Origin of the sequence: Blautia sp. MSK20_18 (genome assembly GCF_020553125.1) — a bacterium.
Lineage (GTDB): Bacteria > Bacillota > Clostridia > Lachnospirales > Lachnospiraceae > Blautia_A > Blautia_A fusiformis.
This window is the reverse complement of record NZ_JAJCGR010000008.1, coordinates 107,167-124,914: the sequence shown is the minus strand read 5'-3', so window position 1 is coordinate 124,914 and position 17,748 is coordinate 107,167. Positions and strand designations below refer to the sequence as shown.

Here is a 17,748-nt window from a genome sequence, read left to right as displayed (position 1 = left end):
TCAGGGAAGGGAGAACAAGTGTTTCTTTTATACTATAGAGATTTTTTTGAGCAGACATGCTCCGATGTGCAATTCATCTCACCACCTGAAGAGGTGAGAGAATTCTTGCTACATTTGTTAAATGTATTTTAGTATAAATTTGCGGGAAATGCAATGTAGGGGAGAACGGGTAAAAGTAAACAAAAAAATAAGAGTAAAATTAGACGCTTTGCCAATAGATTTTTAAAAAGGAAAGTTTTATACTCTACTTACAGTTAAGACATAAACATAAGTAAAAGACATAAATAACGAAATGAACGAAAAAAAGGAGGTTCTATCATGAAATTAACAAGAGAAGGAATCAAAGAGCGTGAAGCATGGGAGAAAGCAGGCATCAATCTTCCAGGATACGATGTAGAGGCAGTTACTGAGAAAGCGAAGAAGGAGCCAGGCTGGGTACATTTCGGAATCGGAAATATCTTCCGTGTATTTATCGGAGGTATTGCAGATGGTCTTCTGGAAGGGGGAGTTCTTGACAGAGGCATCACATGTGTAGAGACCTTTGATTATGATGTAGTAGATAAGATTTACGCGCCATATGACAACCTTGGCTTAAATGTCATTCTCCACGGTGATGGAACCCGTGAATACAAAGTTCTTGGGGCGCTTGCAGAAGCAGTGAAAGCACAGTCATCTGATGCTGGACAATGGGACCGCCTGAAAGAAATTTTTGCGGCTAAATCCCTGCAGCTGGTTTCCTTCACTATCACAGAAAAGGGTTATGCACTCCAGAAAGCAGACGGAACATGGTTCCCGTTTGTGGAAGCAGATATTAAGAACGGACCGGATAAGGCAACGGGAGCAATGGCAGTTCTTGTGGCTATGCTGAATGAGAGATATAAAGCAGGGAAATATCCGATCGCCCTGGTATCCATGGACAACTGCTCACAGAACGGCGCCAAGCTTCGTGAGTCCGTGCTGACTATGACAGAGGAATGGCATAAAGCGGGCTTCGTAGATGATGGCTTCGTAGATTATGTAACGGACGAGAAGGTGGTTGCATTCCCGTGGACCATGATCGACAAGATCACACCTCGTCCAAGCGAGCAGATCGCAGCAGACCTTGAGAAGCTTGGCGTTGAAGACATGCAGCCGGTGATCACAGGAAAGAAGACATACATAGCACCATTTGTTAATGCTGAGAAGCCACAGTATCTTGTTATCGAGGACAGCTTCCCTAACGGACGCCCTGCTCTGGAAAAAGGCTTCGGCGTATACATGGCGGACAGAAATACCGTCAATCTTTCCGAGAGAATGAAAGTAACCGTATGCCTGAATCCTGTACATTCCGCAACCGGCCCTCTTGGTGTGGTACTTGGCTATGATCTGTTTGCACATATGCTGAACACCAACGAAGATATGATGAAAATGGCCCGTATGGTTGCTTATGACGAGGGACTTCCGGTAGTTGCAGATCCTGGAATCCTTTCCCCACAGGCATTTGTGGATGAGCTTTTTAATGACCGTTTCCCGAATGAGTATCTTGGAGATACCAACCTTCGTCTGGCTGTAGATGTGTCCCAGATGGTAGGTATCCGTTTCGGTGAGACTGTAAAAGCATATGTGAAGAAATTTGGAGATGCTTCCAGGCTGACAGCAATCCCGCTTGGAATCGCAGGATGGCTGAGATACATGCTGGCTGTAGATGATGAAGGAAACAAATTTGAGCTTGCACCGGACCCGATGAATGAGGAACTTCAGGAGCAGCTTGGAGATATCGTGATCGGAAAACCGGAGACCTTTAAGAATCAGCTGAAGCCGATCCTTTCCAATGAGAGACTGTTCTTCACAGACCTCTATAAAGATGGTGTCGGAGAGAAGATCGAGGACATGTTCCGTGAGATGATCGTCGGCCCCGGAGCTGTAAAGGCAACTATTCATAAATATGTAAAATAAAACCAGGGTTACGAGAACAGTTTATGTAAATATTGAATAAAGAGAAATGAGGTAAATGGAAAGATGACAGAACCGGTATTTGCGGCAGACCCGGCAAGACTGTTGATCGCGGCAGCAGCAGGAATTTTATTATTATTGTTACTTATCATAAAATTTAAGATCCACCCGGTTTTATCCCTGCTGATCGCTGCACTGGTTATCGGGCTTGGCGCCGGAATGCCGGTTCCAACGCTGGTAAGCACTGTGGAAAACGGCGCAGGAGAAACCTTACAGGGAATCATACTCCTGATCGGACTGGGCTCTCTGTTCGGTGGGATATTGGAAGTGTCCGGCGGCGCACAGTGCGTTGCTCAGACACTGATAAACAAATTTGGTGAGAAAAAAGCGGGAATCGCTCTTGGGATCACAGGACTTGTGGTAGGAACTACGGTATTCTTTGAGGCTGGCGTTGTGATCCTGATCCCTCTGGCATTCGGACTTGCGAAGAAAACAAAGAAATCTACTTTATATTATGTGATTCCTCTTCTCGCCGGACTTGCCACCGGATTTGCATTTATACCGCCATCAGCAGGATCTGTTCTGGTGGCAAATATGCTGAATGTGGATCTCGGAGTGATGATCGCGGTAGGTGTGCCTGTGGGCATTTTATCATTGATCTTTGCAGGAATCTTATGGTCCAAATTTATCGGCAAAAAGATCAATACAGGGCTGCCCTCCAATATCCAGGAGGTACGTGAGGAAGAAGAAGCCAATCTGCCGAAATTTTCTACAGTATTATGTATCATTCTTGTTCCGCTGGTACTGATCCTGTGCAATACAGTTTCTGAATACATTCCGGGAATCGACGCGGCACGTCCTGTTCTGGAATTTCTGGGAACACCATTTGTGGCACTGATCATAGCAGTATTGCTTGCCATGTATTTTCTTGGAAAGAAGCAGGGCTATAATGGAGAGCAGCTTAAGAAAATCCTGGATCGTTCTCTGAAGCCTACCGGACAGATTCTTCTGGTCATCACTGGTGGAGGTATCATCCGCTGGGTGCTGCAGGACTGCGGTATGGGAAATATTATAGGACCAGCCCTGGAAAAAAGCGGACTTCCGCTTGTACTGGTTGCATTCCTTATTGCAGCTCTGATCCGTGCATCGGTTGGTGCGGCAGTTGTGGCTATGACAATGGCAGCAGGAATTATGGCGGCTATGCCCGGAGTTGCAGACCTGTCACCGGTTTATCTGGCAGCAATGGTCTGTGCCATCAACGGAGGCGCAACGGCATTCAGCCATGTAAATGACTCCGGATTCTGGCTGGTAGGTTCCCTTCTTGAGATTGATGAGAAAACAACCCTGAAATCCTGGACAATGATGGAAACCATCGTAGGAGTAACAGGTCTGGTCTGTGCTGTTGTGATCAGCCTGTTTGCATAGGAGAGTAGACAAAAATGATAGTAAAAGTAATTTTAGGCACAATGCAGAATGCAAGAAAGCTGGTAAGTATTGCAGAATCCATCCCCTGTGATGTAGAATTATGTTATGGCCGTTATGTTGTAAATGCGAAGTCTATGCTTGGTGTCTTAAGTATGCCTGAGTTTGACGAGGGAGAGCTTCATATACATACAGATAATGAGAAAGAATGCGAGAAGATCTTTTTTCAGCTGCTTGATCAGAACCTTATTATGGACACAGGAGATGCTGTGAAAAGATCCATCTATGATATCACAACCTTTGGTGAGATCCTGATCGATTTTACATCTCAGGATATCAATGAGGATGGACAGATGCTGTATGCCAGAAATCCGGGCGGTGCACCAGCCAATGTTGCAGTTGCAGCCAGCAGACTGGGAGCTCATACTGCATTTATCGGTAAAGCAGGAAAAGATATGCACGGAAAGTTCCTGAAATCTGTTCTTGAGAAAGAAAACGTGGATACCAAGGGTATGCTCCTGGATGAAAATTATTTTACTACACTGGCTTTTGTGGAAGTCAGCGAGACTGGAGAGAGGACTTTCTCTTTTGCAAGAAAACCGGGAGCGGATACGAAGATCCAGAAGGAAGAAGTGGATGTGGATGTGCTGGATCATACCCATATTTTTCATGTTGGATCCCTGTCCCTGACGGATCAGCCTGCAAGAGATACCACGTTTTATGCGGTAAAAAGAGCAAAAAACAAGGGCAGCGTGATTTCTTACGATCCCAATTACCGTGCATCTCTGTGGCCGGATGAAAAGACAGCGAAGAAGCATATGAGAAGCCTGGTTCCCTATGTGGATCTTATGAAGATTTCGGATGAAGAGACAGAACTTCTGACAGATCATAAGGATGTCCGGGAAGCAGCAGAAGCACTGTACAGCCAGGGCGTGAAAGTTGTGGCAGTTACACTTGGCGGCGAAGGAGCCTATCTTTACGGCAAGGATGGCGGCTGTATGGTACCGGGATTTGCAGTGAAACAGATCGCAGACACGAACGGAGCCGGAGATTCTTTCTGGGGCGGTTTCCTGTACAAAGTCAGCACAGCAGAGAAACATCTGGACGAGCTGACCCAGGAGGATCTGAAGGAATTTGCCCGTTTCGGCAATGCAGTGGCCAGTCTCTGCGTGGAGAAAAAAGGTGCGATCCCGGCAATGCCGGAGCTTGCACAGGTGGAACGCAGAATTGCAAAGTGATCGTATTCATAAAACTGTAGCAGAGTTGAATCTAAATTGCGAAGCGATTGTGTTTATGAGTATGTCAGATTTATGAAAGGATGGGGTTTTGAAATGAATTTAAAAGATCAGATGAACGGAGTTCAGCACGTAGGTGTGCCAACCAATGATATTGAGACAACCATTAAATTTTATGAGGCACTGGGATTTAAGATCGCTTTCCAGACGGTGAACGAGGCTGCCAATGAGAAGGTTGCTTTCCTGAAGCTTGGAAATCTTGTGATCGAGACTTACGAGAACAAAGCAGCAAAAATGGAATCCGGCGCCATTGACCATGTTGCCATTGATGTGAAGGATGTGGAGAAAGTCCACGAGCTGGTGACAGCAGCCGGACTGAATACTACCAATGATGAAGTCCATTTCCTGCCGTTCTGGGAGAATGGTGTGAAGTTCTTTACTATTGAAGGCCCGAATAAGGAGAAGGTGGAGTTCAGCCAGTATTTATAAAATGTGTAAGTCAGTTAAGTCTCCTGCAAGAATGTGGGTACCTGTCTTAATGGGAATTTACAATACAGTAAAAATACGCTAGAATAGAATACTGTTAATATTCATCTAAATAAAAAAGATCTATAAGAACAGGAGTATATACATGCTGGGACTTAAACCAATAAAGACTTTACCCATAAGAGAAAAGATTGCGGCGAATCTCAGAGAGGCAATTCTTTCAAAAAAAATTCCGGCGGGGGAAATTCTGACACTGGAAAGTACTGCGCAGGAACTTGGAGTGTCCATTACACCTACAAGAGAAGCCTTTCAGATTCTGGCAAGAGATGGACTTCTGGAACTGGAGCGAAATAAACGTGCAGTAGTTCTTGGAGTGAATGAAAAAACGATCCGCGAACATTTTCAGGTGCGGGCGGCACTGGAAAGTGAAGCCTGTGTTTTGTGTTGTGAAAATAAGATCGATTTTCAGAGGATTGATCAGATCCTCAAGGTTTCCAGAGAAGAGATAGAAAAAGGTGATTTTGAAAGTTATTCAAGTCTCAATCAGACTTTGCACATGGAATTATGGACAGCAGCAGGAAATGATAAACTTAAAAATATGCTGTCAGAACTGTGGAACGGACTGTCCAGAGGCGTACTGGTAAATGAAGAAGAGTACGTAAGAAAATCTCTGAAAGAGCATGAGGAAATTGTAGAAAGTATTCGAAAAGGTGATGCTATGGAATGTTATCTGCGTATGCAGAAACATATAAAAAGCAGTTGTGAGAACTTTGTGCAACGGTATAATTAGGCTGTAGAAATCACCATTTTTCTGTAAAAAGTATACAAAAACAGAACAGATAATTTTTACAAAACGCCGAAATTGTTAATTGTTATTGACAGTTACGGCGTTTTTCACTATTCTTTATGTATACAATATAAAAAATAAAAAATAAAAAGTAAAAAAGTAAAGAAAGGCGCAATGAAATGAACGACAAGAACATAATTGTGAACAAGCCGGAACCGAAACCGGGTATACTTGAGCGTGGTGATCTTTTTGCGATCGCAGTAGGAATGGTAATCGGCTCCGGAATGGTAACTCTGATCGGACCGGCAATGGCTTATACCGGTTATTCTGTATGGCTTGCTTATCTGACAGCGATTGTCATGGGATTCTTTATGGTTTTTCCGTATATTATTCTTGGTGGGACCATGCGCGTGGCAGGAGGCCCGTATTCCATCGTAACGAACCTTTCCGGAGTTAGCACCGGAGGTCTGGTAGCTTATACGAAACTGGTAACGCCGATCCTCAACAGTTCTTTTGCGTTGGCACTGGGATTGTATTTGAATAATCTCCTCCCGGGAATTACAGTGAAAGCACTGGCAATCGCAGGTGTTGTTATCCTGTTTGTTCTGAATCTTCTGGGAATGGATATTTTTGCAAAGGTAAGCAAGATATTATCAACGGTTCTTCTGATCACAATGGTTCTGTATGTTGTTTTCGGACTTACACAGATCAGACAGCCGATCTTTGATTTTTCAGGAGATAAGATGTTTACCGGCGGCTTTAAAGGCTTTATGCTGGCGGCACTTCTTCTTATCAATTCCGCAAATGGTTACTACAATGTTCTGTGGTATGGTAAAGACGCGAAAAGAGCAACGAAAGATGTTCCGTTTGCGGCAATGTCCTGCGTGCCATGTCTGCTTTTTATTTATGTGGGCCTTGCGATGGTTACAGGTGGGGTGCTTCCTCACGATGAGGTTGCAGGTGTGGAAACAATCCTTCCGGCAGCACAGGAGATCCTTCCTGGTATTGTGTATAAACTTTTTATGATCGGCGGACCGATCATGGCAATCATCACTACTTTGAATGGTGTATTTAATGATGTACGATATCCGATCGCTCAGGCTGCCAAGGATGGATGGCTGCCGAAAGGAATTCTGAAGGAAAACCGTTTCGGAGCACCGTACCTGATCTATACCTACACACTGATCGTAGTGTTGCTTCCGATCATTTTTGATATGAGTATCGTGACGATCACAAATATTTTCCAGGTGATCACATTTTTTATGAATGTTACAGTTGTGTATGCAATTTCACGTCTTCCGAAGAAATATCCGGATACCTGGAAGAAGAACAAATTTCACCTTTCCAGTGCAGGACTTTACGTATTCTGTACCATCAGTATCATCATTTACACGATTATTTTTGTAAAAGGAATTTTCAGTATTAAACTTGTATATGCAGTATCTGCTGTTATAGTTATGGTTGCATTGATCCTGATTGGTGTATATCTCACCAGAAAAGGTGGAATCCGTATCGAGACATCCATATGGCAGCCTGCAGAGGAGGAAAAAAATGAATGAATTAAATCCGTTCAAGCTGGCAAAAATGCTTGAGGAACTTGAGAACACCGTAGAATTACACAATATTTCTGTACGGTATAAAGGAGAAAAGGTTGTTGAAGGAGCCTGGGCACCTTTCTCAATGGAAGAGCCGCAGATGATGCATTCTTTATCAAAGATCGGAACAAGTATCTGTGTTGGATTTGCGGTGGATGAGGGAAAACTTCATCTGGAGGATAAATTTCTGGATTATGTGAGAGAAGATCTTCCGGATGAATATGATGAAGCCCTGGAAAATATTACCGTATATGATCTTCTTACCATGCAGGCCGGTTCCCCGGAATGCTGTAATAATGTATGGTTTTCCAGACTGGAAAAAGACTGGGAGAAGAATTGGCTTGGACAGCCTAAGCTGAAAGAAGATATCGGAAAAGTTTTTCATTATGATTCCGGATGCAGCTATACACTTTCCAGGATCGTGACCAAAGTTATGGGTGAAAACTGTCTGTCCATTATGCAGAAACGTGTTTTTGACAAACTTGGTTTTGGAAAGATCAACTGGCTTACAAGTCCTGAGGGACATAATACCGGCGGCTGGGGCATGTATCTGACCGCAGATCAGATTTCCACACTGGCACAGCTCCTTCTCCAGAAAGGAAACTGGAAGGGTGAGCAGCTGGTGCCACAGTGGTGGATCGAAGAGATGGGACAGTCAAGAGTCGTAATTCCCGGAGATGAGAAAAAAGCACTGACTCATTATGCATATCACATCAAAGCAGGAAAAGAGATCTTTGCGGCAGAAGGAGCATTTGGACAGTATTTGGTGTGCTTCCGGGAACTTCCGGTTGCCATTGGCATTACCGCAGGTGCGAGAGAATATCTTGCGGCAGATATCTGCCTTAAATATATGAAGGAAGCAGTTTCCATACCTTGCCCGGAAGAAAAACGGGAAGAAGGAGAGAAATATCTGGAAGCAAAAATAAAAAGCCTTTCTCTGCCACAGCCGGAAGGCAGACTGAAAACTGCGGAAAAAGAACTCAGTGGATTATTTAACCGGGAGATTATTTTTACAGAAAATCCGAGAAACATTGAAAGTGCAAAGATCATTCCGGAAGGATGTAAACTGCGTCTGGAAATGATAGTCCAGGGTGAGAAAAAGATTGCTTATGCAGGATTTAAGAGCTGGAAACAGAACGATCTTTATCCGGATGATTTTACAAAGAGATATCACAGCATTGCTTATGGAATGGATCAGGAAACGTTATATCTGTCTGTGGGACTGCTCAACACTTCCTACAGGGAAGAGTATTCCTTCTGGGTCAATTCTAAAGATACCGTGATCGCGACCTGGAGACCTAACGTTACCTATCTTCCGGAACAGCCGGATATGGTATGGAAGTTTACAGGAAACTTTAAATCCTGAAGAGAAAAAACTCAAAGTATAGACCGATAAAAATATAGCAATTCCTCCAACCTTATGATAAAAGAAACGAACAACCCGCAGGATACTGACTTGCCATCAGTGGTCCGATGGGTTGTTTTTTGTTTGGAATAAGTCTACAATAGGAAACAGAAATTTTTATTATTGTGACATAGGGAAGAAAGTGTACGATGAAAATACATTACAGAATTAAAAATAATGCAATAGAGATCGTTCGGTGTTATGGTACCGATGACCGGATCGTGCTGCCGGAAGAGATCAATGGTCTTCCGGTAGTCAGTGCGGCGCCGTATGCGTTTTCTGCACATAAGGATGGAGAAGAAGATGCAGAAACCTGGGAGAGCGAAGATGTAATTTCGTTCGGAGAAGAGAGACTTCTTGCCGGAGAGGAAGTGCAGGAGATCGTTTTTCCCGATACACTGAAGGAAATCGGAAGATATATTTTTTATGGATGCAAAAAGCTGGAGCGGCTGGAATTTTCGGATACGCTGATGCAGGTGGGAACCGGGGCGTTTACGGGCTGTAGCGGGCTGAAGGAGCTTGTGATCCATCAGAAAAAAGGGCTCAAGTCCTGTGCAAAGGAGATCCTCGGTGAGCTGTGGCAGAAGATTGATGTGGATTTTCTGTATGAAAATGGTGAGGCAGGTGGAAAACGTGCGCATATGGTTTTTCCGGAGCATTATGATGAGGCGGTGGAGAATACGCCTGCGAGAATTTTGTTTACGGAGTATCATGGCTCAGGGACCAATTACCGGCAATGCTTCTACAGCAAAGAACTGGATTTCGCAGAGTATGACAGCCTGTTTGATATGGCAGTGGTAATGGATAAGCTGGAGGTTCTGGTTGATATGAGCTTTGGGCGGCTTCGTTATCCGTGGCAGCTCAGTGAAAAGGCGAAGAAGCAGTATGAGGATTATATCCAGGGAAATCTTAAGGATATCGGGGAATTTCTGGTGGAAAGCGGAAGCTTAAATGGTCTGGAGCTGCTTTCTCGGGAAAAACTCTGGAACAGAGAGGGCCTGGAACATAGTATTGATGTGGCGTCCGGGAAGAAGGATATGGAGATTTCCGCATTTCTGATGAATGAACGCAGCCGGATGCTGAAGGAAGAGCAGAAGGTGGCCGGGGAGACAGAAAATGAGAGGTGCCCTGTTAAAAGGAGAAAGAAGTTTCAGTTATGAGTGATATAGAAACAACTGAAAAAAATAAAAATAACTTCCTGCCCGGTCAGGGATCCAATCCCCAGGAGGCGGCCCAGCGTCTCCAGGACATCGGCAGCAGCATCCTCCGGGCGGCAAGAGACGAGCTGTATCTTGGCATGCGTTTTCTGGATGTGGCGCTGAGCAGCTTTATTTATCAGATGGATGGTTCGGTCAGTCCGTTTGGAACAGACGGGGCTGTGATGTACTTCCATCCGGCACAGCTTGGCGGGCTTTATAAAGAAAACAGGATTCTTGTGAATCGAGGATATCTCCATATGGTATTTCACTGCATTTTCCGGCACTTTGGGAAGCCGGGAATAGAGAAGCGTTTGTGGAATTTAAGCTGCGATATTGCAGTGGAGCATATGATCGACGGGATCTACCACCGCTCAGTCCGATATTCCAGAAGTCTTCTCCGGAGGGAAACCTACCGTCTTCTGGAAAAGGAAAAGAAGACGCTGAATGCAGAGAGAATCTACAAGATTCTGAAAGAAGAATTTCTGAAGGAAAAAGAACTGGCACAGCTTGAAAAAGAGTTCTACGTGGACGACCATAAATACTGGGCAAACCAGCAGCCCGACCGGAAACCCAATCCCCTGATGAGCAAAAAATGGGGAGATATCAGCGAAGGAATTGAGACAGATCTGGAGACCTTTTCCAGGGAGGCAGGAGCGCAGGACGGAGATTTTCTGGATCAGCTGAAAATAGAGAACCGGGAACGATATGATTATCGGGAATTTCTGCGGAAGTTTGCAGTATTTCGGGAAGAACTGACTGTAGATCCGGACAGCTTTGATTATAATTTTTATACCTACGGGCTTTCCCTTTACGGGAATATGCCGCTGATCGAACCCCTGGAAACCAGAGAAGTGAAAAAAGTTTCGGAATTTGTCATGGTGATCGATACCTCCATGTCCTGTTCAGGAGAACTGGTACAGAGATTTCTGGAGGAAACCTATGGGATCTTAAGCGACAGCGGGAATTTTTTCCAGAAGGTAAATATACACATTATCCAGTGTGATGAGAAGGTGCATTCGGATGTGAAGATCACCAGCAGAGAAGAACTGCAGGATTACATGGACAGCCTGGAACTTTACGGTGATGGAGGTACAGATTTCCGTCCGGCTTTTGCTTATGTGGAAGAGCTGATGGAAAAACGTGAGTTTGAAAATCTGAAGGGACTGGTGTATTTTACAGACGGTTACGGTATTTTTCCGGCAAAGATGCCGCCATACCGGACAGCATTTGTATTTATGGAGCAGGAGCCTGAGGATGTGGATATCCCGGCCTGGGCCATGAAGCTGGTGATCACGGAGGAAGAATTGTAAAGAATTATATCCATATCTTATGTCATGAATCTGATATTTTAATCTTTTATTTTGTATATTGCTATCTGCATATCAGTTATAGTGTAGAAAATAGGTAACAGCAGACAATGTTACGGAAAATATACAGAACAGGAGATTGTATGGCATGAGATATGGGTATTTTGATGAAGAAAAAAAGGAATATGTGATTACCAGGCCGGACACACCTGCTCCGTGGGTGAATTATTTGGGATCGCCGGAATACGGAGCAATCGTTTCCAATAATGCAGGGGGATACAGCTTTGCAAAATCCGGGGCGAACGGCAGAATCCTGAGATATATTTTTAATCAGTTTGATCAGCCGGGAAGATATATTTATCTCAGGGATAATGACACAAAAGATTATTGGTCAGCATCCTGGCAGCCGGTTGGCAAAGATCTCAGTGAGTATAAAAGTGAATGTCATCATGGCACAGCCTATACTAAAATGATGGCAGATTACAGCGAGATACATTCAGAGGTGAGATACTATGTACCGCTTGGGCAGTCCTACGAGGTATGGAATCTGAAAGTTACCAACTGCTCAGACAGAAAACGTGAGATCAGTGTGACTGGATATGCAGAGTTTACAAATAACAGCAATTATGAACAGGATCAGGTGAATCTGCAGTATTCCCAGTATATTACAAGAACAGTATTCTGTGGAGATCGTGTACGTCAGATGATCCATGCGAATCTGGACGGCCTTAAGGATGGGGAAGAGGTTGATAACAAGAACGTGTTCAACCGATTTTTCGGCCTGGCTGGAGAGAAGGTTTCTTCCTGGTGTGGTGACAGGGAAAAATTCCTTGGAAGATATCACGGATACAACAATCCAGCAGGGGTTGAAGCTGGTGTATTATGTAATGAGGGAAATTATAATGAAAACAGCTGTGGAGCTCTTTCAGCTGTAATTACTCTGGAACCGGGAGAAAGTCGGGAAATGGCTTTTCTGGCAGGAATGAAGGAGGATAATGAAGCAGCGGAGATTATAGCACATTATGCAGACTGTGAAAAAACATGCGCGGTGGAGCTTGAAGAACTGATCAGTTACTGGCACGGACAGCTTGCACATTTTCAGATCAGAACACCAAGTCCGGAATTCGATACCATGATCAATACATGGAACGCATATAACTGTTTTATGACATTTATCTGGTCACGTGCAGCATCTTTTACTTATTGCGGACTTCGTAACGGATATGGATACCGTGATACTGTACAGGATATCCAGGGTGTGATCCATCTTGCACCCCAAATGGCACTGGATAAGATCCGTTTCATGTTGTCAGCACAGGTAGATAACGGCGGCGGTCTTCCACTTGTGAAATTCACACATAATCCGGGACATGAGGATACACCGGATGATGCATCCTATGTACAGGAAACCGGTCATCCGGCATACCGCGCAGATGATGCACTCTGGCTGTTCCCTACTGTATACAAATATATTTCAGAGACAGGAAATTTTGCATTCATCGATGAAGTGATCCCGTTTGCAAACAAGGATGAAGGAACTGTATACGAGCATCTGAAAAGAGCTATTGACTTCTCCATGAACCATCTTGGCAGACATGGAATGCCGGCCGGACTTTATGCAGACTGGAATGATTGTCTGAGACTTGGAAAGGATGGGGAATCTACTTTCGTTGCATTACAGTTCTATTATGCAATGACTATCCTGAAAGAGTTTGCAAAATACAAAAAAGATGAAAAATATATAAAATACCTGGAAGAAAAACAAGAGCAGCTTGGAAAATTGATCCAGGAACTCTGTTGGAATGAAGATCGTTTTATCCGTGGGTTTACGGAGCGGGGAGAGGTTATCGGAAAGAGAACTGACCCGGAGGCAAACATGTGGCTGAATCCACAGAGCTGGGCTGTGATCAGCGGCCTTGCAACAGAGCGGCAGGCAGATCTGGCTCTTCAAATGGTTTATGAAAGATTGAATACAGAATACGGTGCAATCCTTATGGATCCTCCATATCATGCAAATGCTTTCGACGGAGCACTTGCGGTTATCTACAATGCAGGAACAAAGGAAAATGCGGGAATCTTTTCACAGTCACAGGGATGGCTCATTCTGGCAGAAGCACTTTGCGGACATGGTGAGCGTGCATTTAATTATTTCCTGGAGAATGCTCCGGCAGCGCAGAATGACAGGGCTGAGATCAGACAGCTGGAGCCATACTGCTATGGACAGTTTACAGAAGGAAAAGCAAGCCCGAATTTCGGACGATCTCATGTGCACTGGCTGACAGGAACAGCATCTACTGTGATGGTAGGATGTGTAGAAGGAATTCTTGGCATGCGTCCGGATTTCTATGGCTTACGTATAGCACCATCGATTCCAAAAGAATGGGAGAAGTTTGAGATAAGCAAGGATTTCCGTGGATGTCATCTCCATATCACTGTGAAGAATCCGGGACATGTGGAAGCCGGATGTAAAAAACTCTATGTAAATGGAGAAGAACTTCCGGGTAATTATATTCCGCAGGAGAAACTTACCGGTGAGACAGAAATTGAATTCTATATGTCATGACATAATGGATATAAATTGCGAGGAGATCACATTTATGAATACAAAGTAAAATGGAATATAAATACCGTTTTATTTTGGCAGGAAGGAGATCACAGAATGAAATATATAAAATTTCAGGATAAAAATGGAAGCTTTTCCATAGAAAATCCGGAGAATTACAGCGGTTTATATATACCTCTGGCCGGAGAAAACGGATTGAAATCCGCGATCACCCCTTCTCTGGGAGGAGACAGCAAACTGGATCAGAATCATTTTCTGCTGGAACCGGTAAGCATTGAGAATCTTCATAATAATCGAAACACCAGAAATTTCTGGTGCAAGATAAAAGGAAAAGGTTACTGGTCAGCATGCGGAGTTTCGGCAGAACAGGAATTTCAGAAATATACTGATAAACAGGATAAAAGCAGCCTGGAAGCCGGATTTATGTGGCAGAAGCTGCACAGAACTTCTGAGAAATACGGACTTCAGTCAGAGATTTTGTCTTTTGTGACAGTGAAAGGTGATGCGGAGGTCCATCTTGTAAAGATTACCAATATTGAAGAGGAAGAACAGGAGATCACACCGGTTGCTGTAATACCTGTATATGGAAGAAGTGCAGACAATCTCAGAGATCACAGGCATGTGACTTCCCTTTTGCACAGGATAAGAACAACGGAGTACGGTGTTGAAGTAAAACCGGTGCTTTCTTTTGATGAAAGAGGTCATCAGAAGAATAATACTGCATATTTTGTATATGGATCTGAAGGCGAGGGAACGGAACCGGAAAGCTTTTATCCTGATGTGGAAATGTTTATCGGAGAAGGCGGTTCTTTCCTGATTCCGGAGGTGGTCAGAGAAGAGAAAAAAGGTGTTCCGGCAGGAACAGAAATTGAAGGAAAGGAAGCTGTCGGTGGTATTCGTTTTGCATCCAGGGTTCTGAGACCACATGAAACAGCTGTATATGTTGTGACAGCGGGAATATCTGAAAAAAATCAGCTGCCGGAGGAGACTGCACGGTTTTACAGAACTGAAAAACAGGTTGCAAGAGAATTTGAACATGTAAAAAAACACTGGACAGAAAAAGTGAATGTTTCTTTTGAGACAGGTGATGAGGACAGAGATAATTATCTGAAATGGATCTGTTTCCAGCCGATATTAAGAAGAATTTACGGTTGTTCATTCCTCCCGTATCATGATTATGGAAAAGGTGGAAGAGGCTGGCGTGATCTCTGGCAGGACTGTCTGGCACTTCTGATCATGGAGCCTTCTGTTGTACGTCAGATGATCGTCGATAATTACGGTGGAGTACGCATCGATGGAACCAATGCCACGATCATCGGAAACAGACAGGGTGAGTTTATCGCAGACCGTAACAACATTGCCCGCGTGTGGATGGATCATGCTTTCTGGCCATTTGTGACAACGCAGCTTTATATGGATCAGACCGGGGATATGAATGTTCTTTTTGAGAAGATTCCATATTTCAAGGATCTTCAGACAAAAAGAGGAACTGCGCATGATGAAAAATGGAGCAGTGCCTATGGAGAAAATCAGAAAACAGAATCCGGTGAGATTTATTACGGAACGGTTCTGGAACACATTTTGCTGGAAAATCTCTGTGCTTTTTATGATGTAGGAGAGCACAACGAGATGAAACTTCACGGGGCAGACTGGAACGATGCCATGGATATGGCATGGGAAAATGGTGAGAGTGTGGCATTTACCTGTGCATATGCTGGAAATATGAAGAACATCGCAGAATATCTGAGAAAACTTCAGGAAAAGGAAATGTTTGACAGGATTGAAGTTGCGGAAGAAATGGAAATCCTGTTTACCGGAGACCGTGAGCTTTATGAAAGCCCGGAGAAAAAACAGCAGCTTCTGAGACAGTACACAGAAAAATGTGCACATGATATCAGCGGAAATACTATTGTGATCCGTCTGGACCAGCTTAGCCGGAATCTGGATGAAAAGGCAGATTGGATGATGGAAAACATCCGCAGAAGAGAATGGGTAAAAGACGGAGAAAACGGCTGGTTCAACGGATATTATGATGATCATAAACGTCCTGTGGAAAGGGCAGAAAACAGCCAGGTACGTATGATGCTTACCAGTCAGGTATTTGCGATCATGAGTAAAACCGCACAGAAAGATCAGATTGAGTCTATCTGTAAAAGTGCGGATAAATATCTTTTTGACCGTCAGGCAGGAGGATATCGCCTGAATACCAATTTCCATGAAGAAAAATTTGATCTGGGAAGAATGTTCGGGTTTGCTTATGGAGAAAAGGAAAACGGAGCGGTATTTTCCCATATGGCTGTTATGTATGGCAATGCACTGTATAAAAACGGCTATGCAAAAGAAGGACATAAGGTTCTGGAAACGCTTCTGGACGCTGCCATGGATTTTGAGAACAGCAGGATGTATCCTGGAATTCCGGAATATTTTGATAATCAGGGAAGAGGATTGTATGCATATCTTACCGGTGCTGCAAGCTGGTATATGCTGACTATGATCACAGAGGTATTTGGCGTCAGAGGAGATCTTGGAGATCTGGTGATCGCGCCGGCACTGATGCCGGAGCAGTATAATGAGAATGGACAGGCATCTCTTACTATGGAATTTGCCGGAAGAAAGCTGGAGATCTGTATCTGCAATCTGGAGAAAAAACTTCCTTCAGAATATAAAATAAAAACAGTATGGTGCGATGAAAAGGAAATGAAAAACAAACAGAGTACCTGTGTACGTATAGATCGGGAACTGCTCGAAAAGCTTTCTGTAAAAGAAACACACAGGATCAAAGTGGAACTGATGTAACCGAAATCGGTTATACATAATTGTTAAATTACAGAAACAGAAGTATCAATAGGAAAACGGCATCCCACAGTTGTAAAAAGCTGCGGGATGTCGTTTTTGGTGCTGATAAAAAATATCAGCCATAATAATAAAGAGGTTTACCACATTGATTTGTAATATTTGTCACGGTACTTCTTTGGGGTAAGGCCGGTGAAGTTTTCAAAGATCTGGATAAAATGACTCTGTGAAGAGAAATTCAGATAATTGGCGATATCAACTACTGCTTTATCAGAGTATCGGAGCAGGTGAGTGGCTTTTTCGATTTTTTTCTCGCGGATGTAATCACTTATGGATACTCCAAGATTCTGTTTGAATACTCTGGACAGATAACTGGGAGAAAGCCCGGTATGTTCTGACAGATCCTGAATGGTGATACGCTCCTTAATGTGACCGTAAATATAGTCCACGCATTGCATGACCGGTCTGGAAAGAATAGAGCTTTTTTTCTGGAGGATCATTTTTCCGGTAAAATCTCTGGCCATAATATGATGCAGATCTGCAATCTGGCGTACAGTGGTGCAGGAATCCATTTTCAGAATGTAAAAATCGCTGAGACGATATGCCTGTTCAGGCTCCAGTCCACCGTCAATACAGTAACGGGTGAGCATGGCAGTAGTGACAACGAAATGATACTTCAGGTTGGTCAGAGGATTTTTGGAGAGGATACCGGTTCCCTTCAGATGAAGAAAAGAGTCTTCCTCGCAGTTTTTGTTTACAGCTTCCATATCACCGGCTCTTACGGCATTGTAAAAAGAATATTCCACAGAGGGAGAGCGATGAAGAGCTTCCGGTTCTGTATCTTTCAGCTCATTAGTAATCCAGTCTTGGGAAATGGACATATTGATATCCTCCTTATATGTTGATGTTTAAGGAATGTGTTGTTTTTTTATATTATGACATGAATCTGACATTTTGTTAAGATTAATAATATAATCGCAGATAAAAAAATGGTATATTTTCATCATCAAAGGTAAAGCATCGG

12 protein-coding genes are annotated in these 17,748 nt (G+C 43.7%); 11 read left to right on the top strand and 1 reads right to left on the bottom strand.

The genetic code is table 11. The features are described from left to right. Positions 1-318: 318 nt before the first annotated feature. The 11 genes from LI091_RS07055 (at position 319) to LI091_RS07005 (ending at position 16,727) form a co-directional block, all read left to right on the top strand. Entirely contained in the window at positions 319-1,935 is a 1,617-nt protein-coding gene (locus tag LI091_RS07055; RefSeq protein ID WP_015526184.1) for a mannitol dehydrogenase family protein, read from the top strand. A gap of 63 nt (positions 1,936-1,998) precedes the next feature. After that, a complete protein-coding gene (locus tag LI091_RS07050; protein ID WP_015526183.1) occupies positions 1,999-3,357 on the top strand; it encodes a GntP family permease in 1,359 nt (452 codons plus the stop codon). Positions 3,358-3,605: 248 nt separating this feature from the next. Continuing rightward, entirely contained in the window at positions 3,606-4,592 is a 987-nt protein-coding gene (locus tag LI091_RS07045; protein ID WP_235812422.1) for a carbohydrate kinase family protein, read from the top strand. A gap of 93 nt (positions 4,593-4,685) precedes the next feature. Then, positions 4,686-5,078, top strand: a complete 393-nt coding sequence (locus LI091_RS07040) for a VOC family protein (RefSeq protein ID WP_015526181.1) — start codon at positions 4,686-4,688, stop codon at positions 5,076-5,078. A 142-nt stretch (positions 5,079-5,220) separates the two neighbouring features. Continuing rightward, complete coding sequence (locus LI091_RS07035; protein WP_173739759.1) at positions 5,221-5,865, top strand: GntR family transcriptional regulator; 645 nt, start codon at positions 5,221-5,223, stop codon at positions 5,863-5,865. A 176-nt stretch (positions 5,866-6,041) separates the two neighbouring features. After that, positions 6,042-7,421, top strand: a complete 1,380-nt coding sequence (locus LI091_RS07030; protein WP_178687473.1) for an APC family permease — start codon at positions 6,042-6,044, stop codon at positions 7,419-7,421. Beyond that, complete coding sequence (locus LI091_RS07025; protein WP_173722473.1) at positions 7,414-8,823, top strand: serine hydrolase domain-containing protein; 1,410 nt, start codon at positions 7,414-7,416, stop codon at positions 8,821-8,823. The genes LI091_RS07030 and LI091_RS07025 overlap by 8 nt, the downstream gene beginning before the upstream one ends. Before the next feature lie 188 nt (positions 8,824-9,011). Beyond that, entirely contained in the window at positions 9,012-10,022 is a 1,011-nt protein-coding gene (locus LI091_RS07020) for a leucine-rich repeat protein (protein ID WP_110102970.1), read from the top strand. Then, complete coding sequence (locus LI091_RS07015; RefSeq protein ID WP_110102969.1) at positions 10,019-11,371, top strand: vWA domain-containing protein; 1,353 nt, start codon at positions 10,019-10,021, stop codon at positions 11,369-11,371. The genes LI091_RS07020 and LI091_RS07015 overlap by 4 nt, the downstream gene beginning before the upstream one ends. A gap of 145 nt (positions 11,372-11,516) precedes the next feature. After that, complete coding sequence (locus tag LI091_RS07010; RefSeq protein WP_015526176.1) at positions 11,517-13,931, top strand: GH36-type glycosyl hydrolase domain-containing protein; 2,415 nt, start codon at positions 11,517-11,519, stop codon at positions 13,929-13,931. A 96-nt stretch (positions 13,932-14,027) separates the two neighbouring features. Then, positions 14,028-16,727, top strand: coding sequence for a GH36-type glycosyl hydrolase domain-containing protein (locus LI091_RS07005; protein ID WP_265190969.1), 2,700 nt, complete (start codon positions 14,028-14,030; stop codon positions 16,725-16,727). 137 nt (positions 16,728-16,864) lie between these two features. Here the strand turns inward: LI091_RS07005 and LI091_RS07000 are convergent, their stop codons facing one another. Beyond that, positions 16,865-17,605 carry an AraC family transcriptional regulator gene (locus LI091_RS07000; protein ID WP_021652091.1) on the bottom strand — a complete coding sequence of 247 codons (741 nt, stop codon included), beginning with the start codon at positions 17,603-17,605 and terminating at the stop codon, positions 16,865-16,867. Positions 17,606-17,748: the final 143 nt, after the last annotated feature.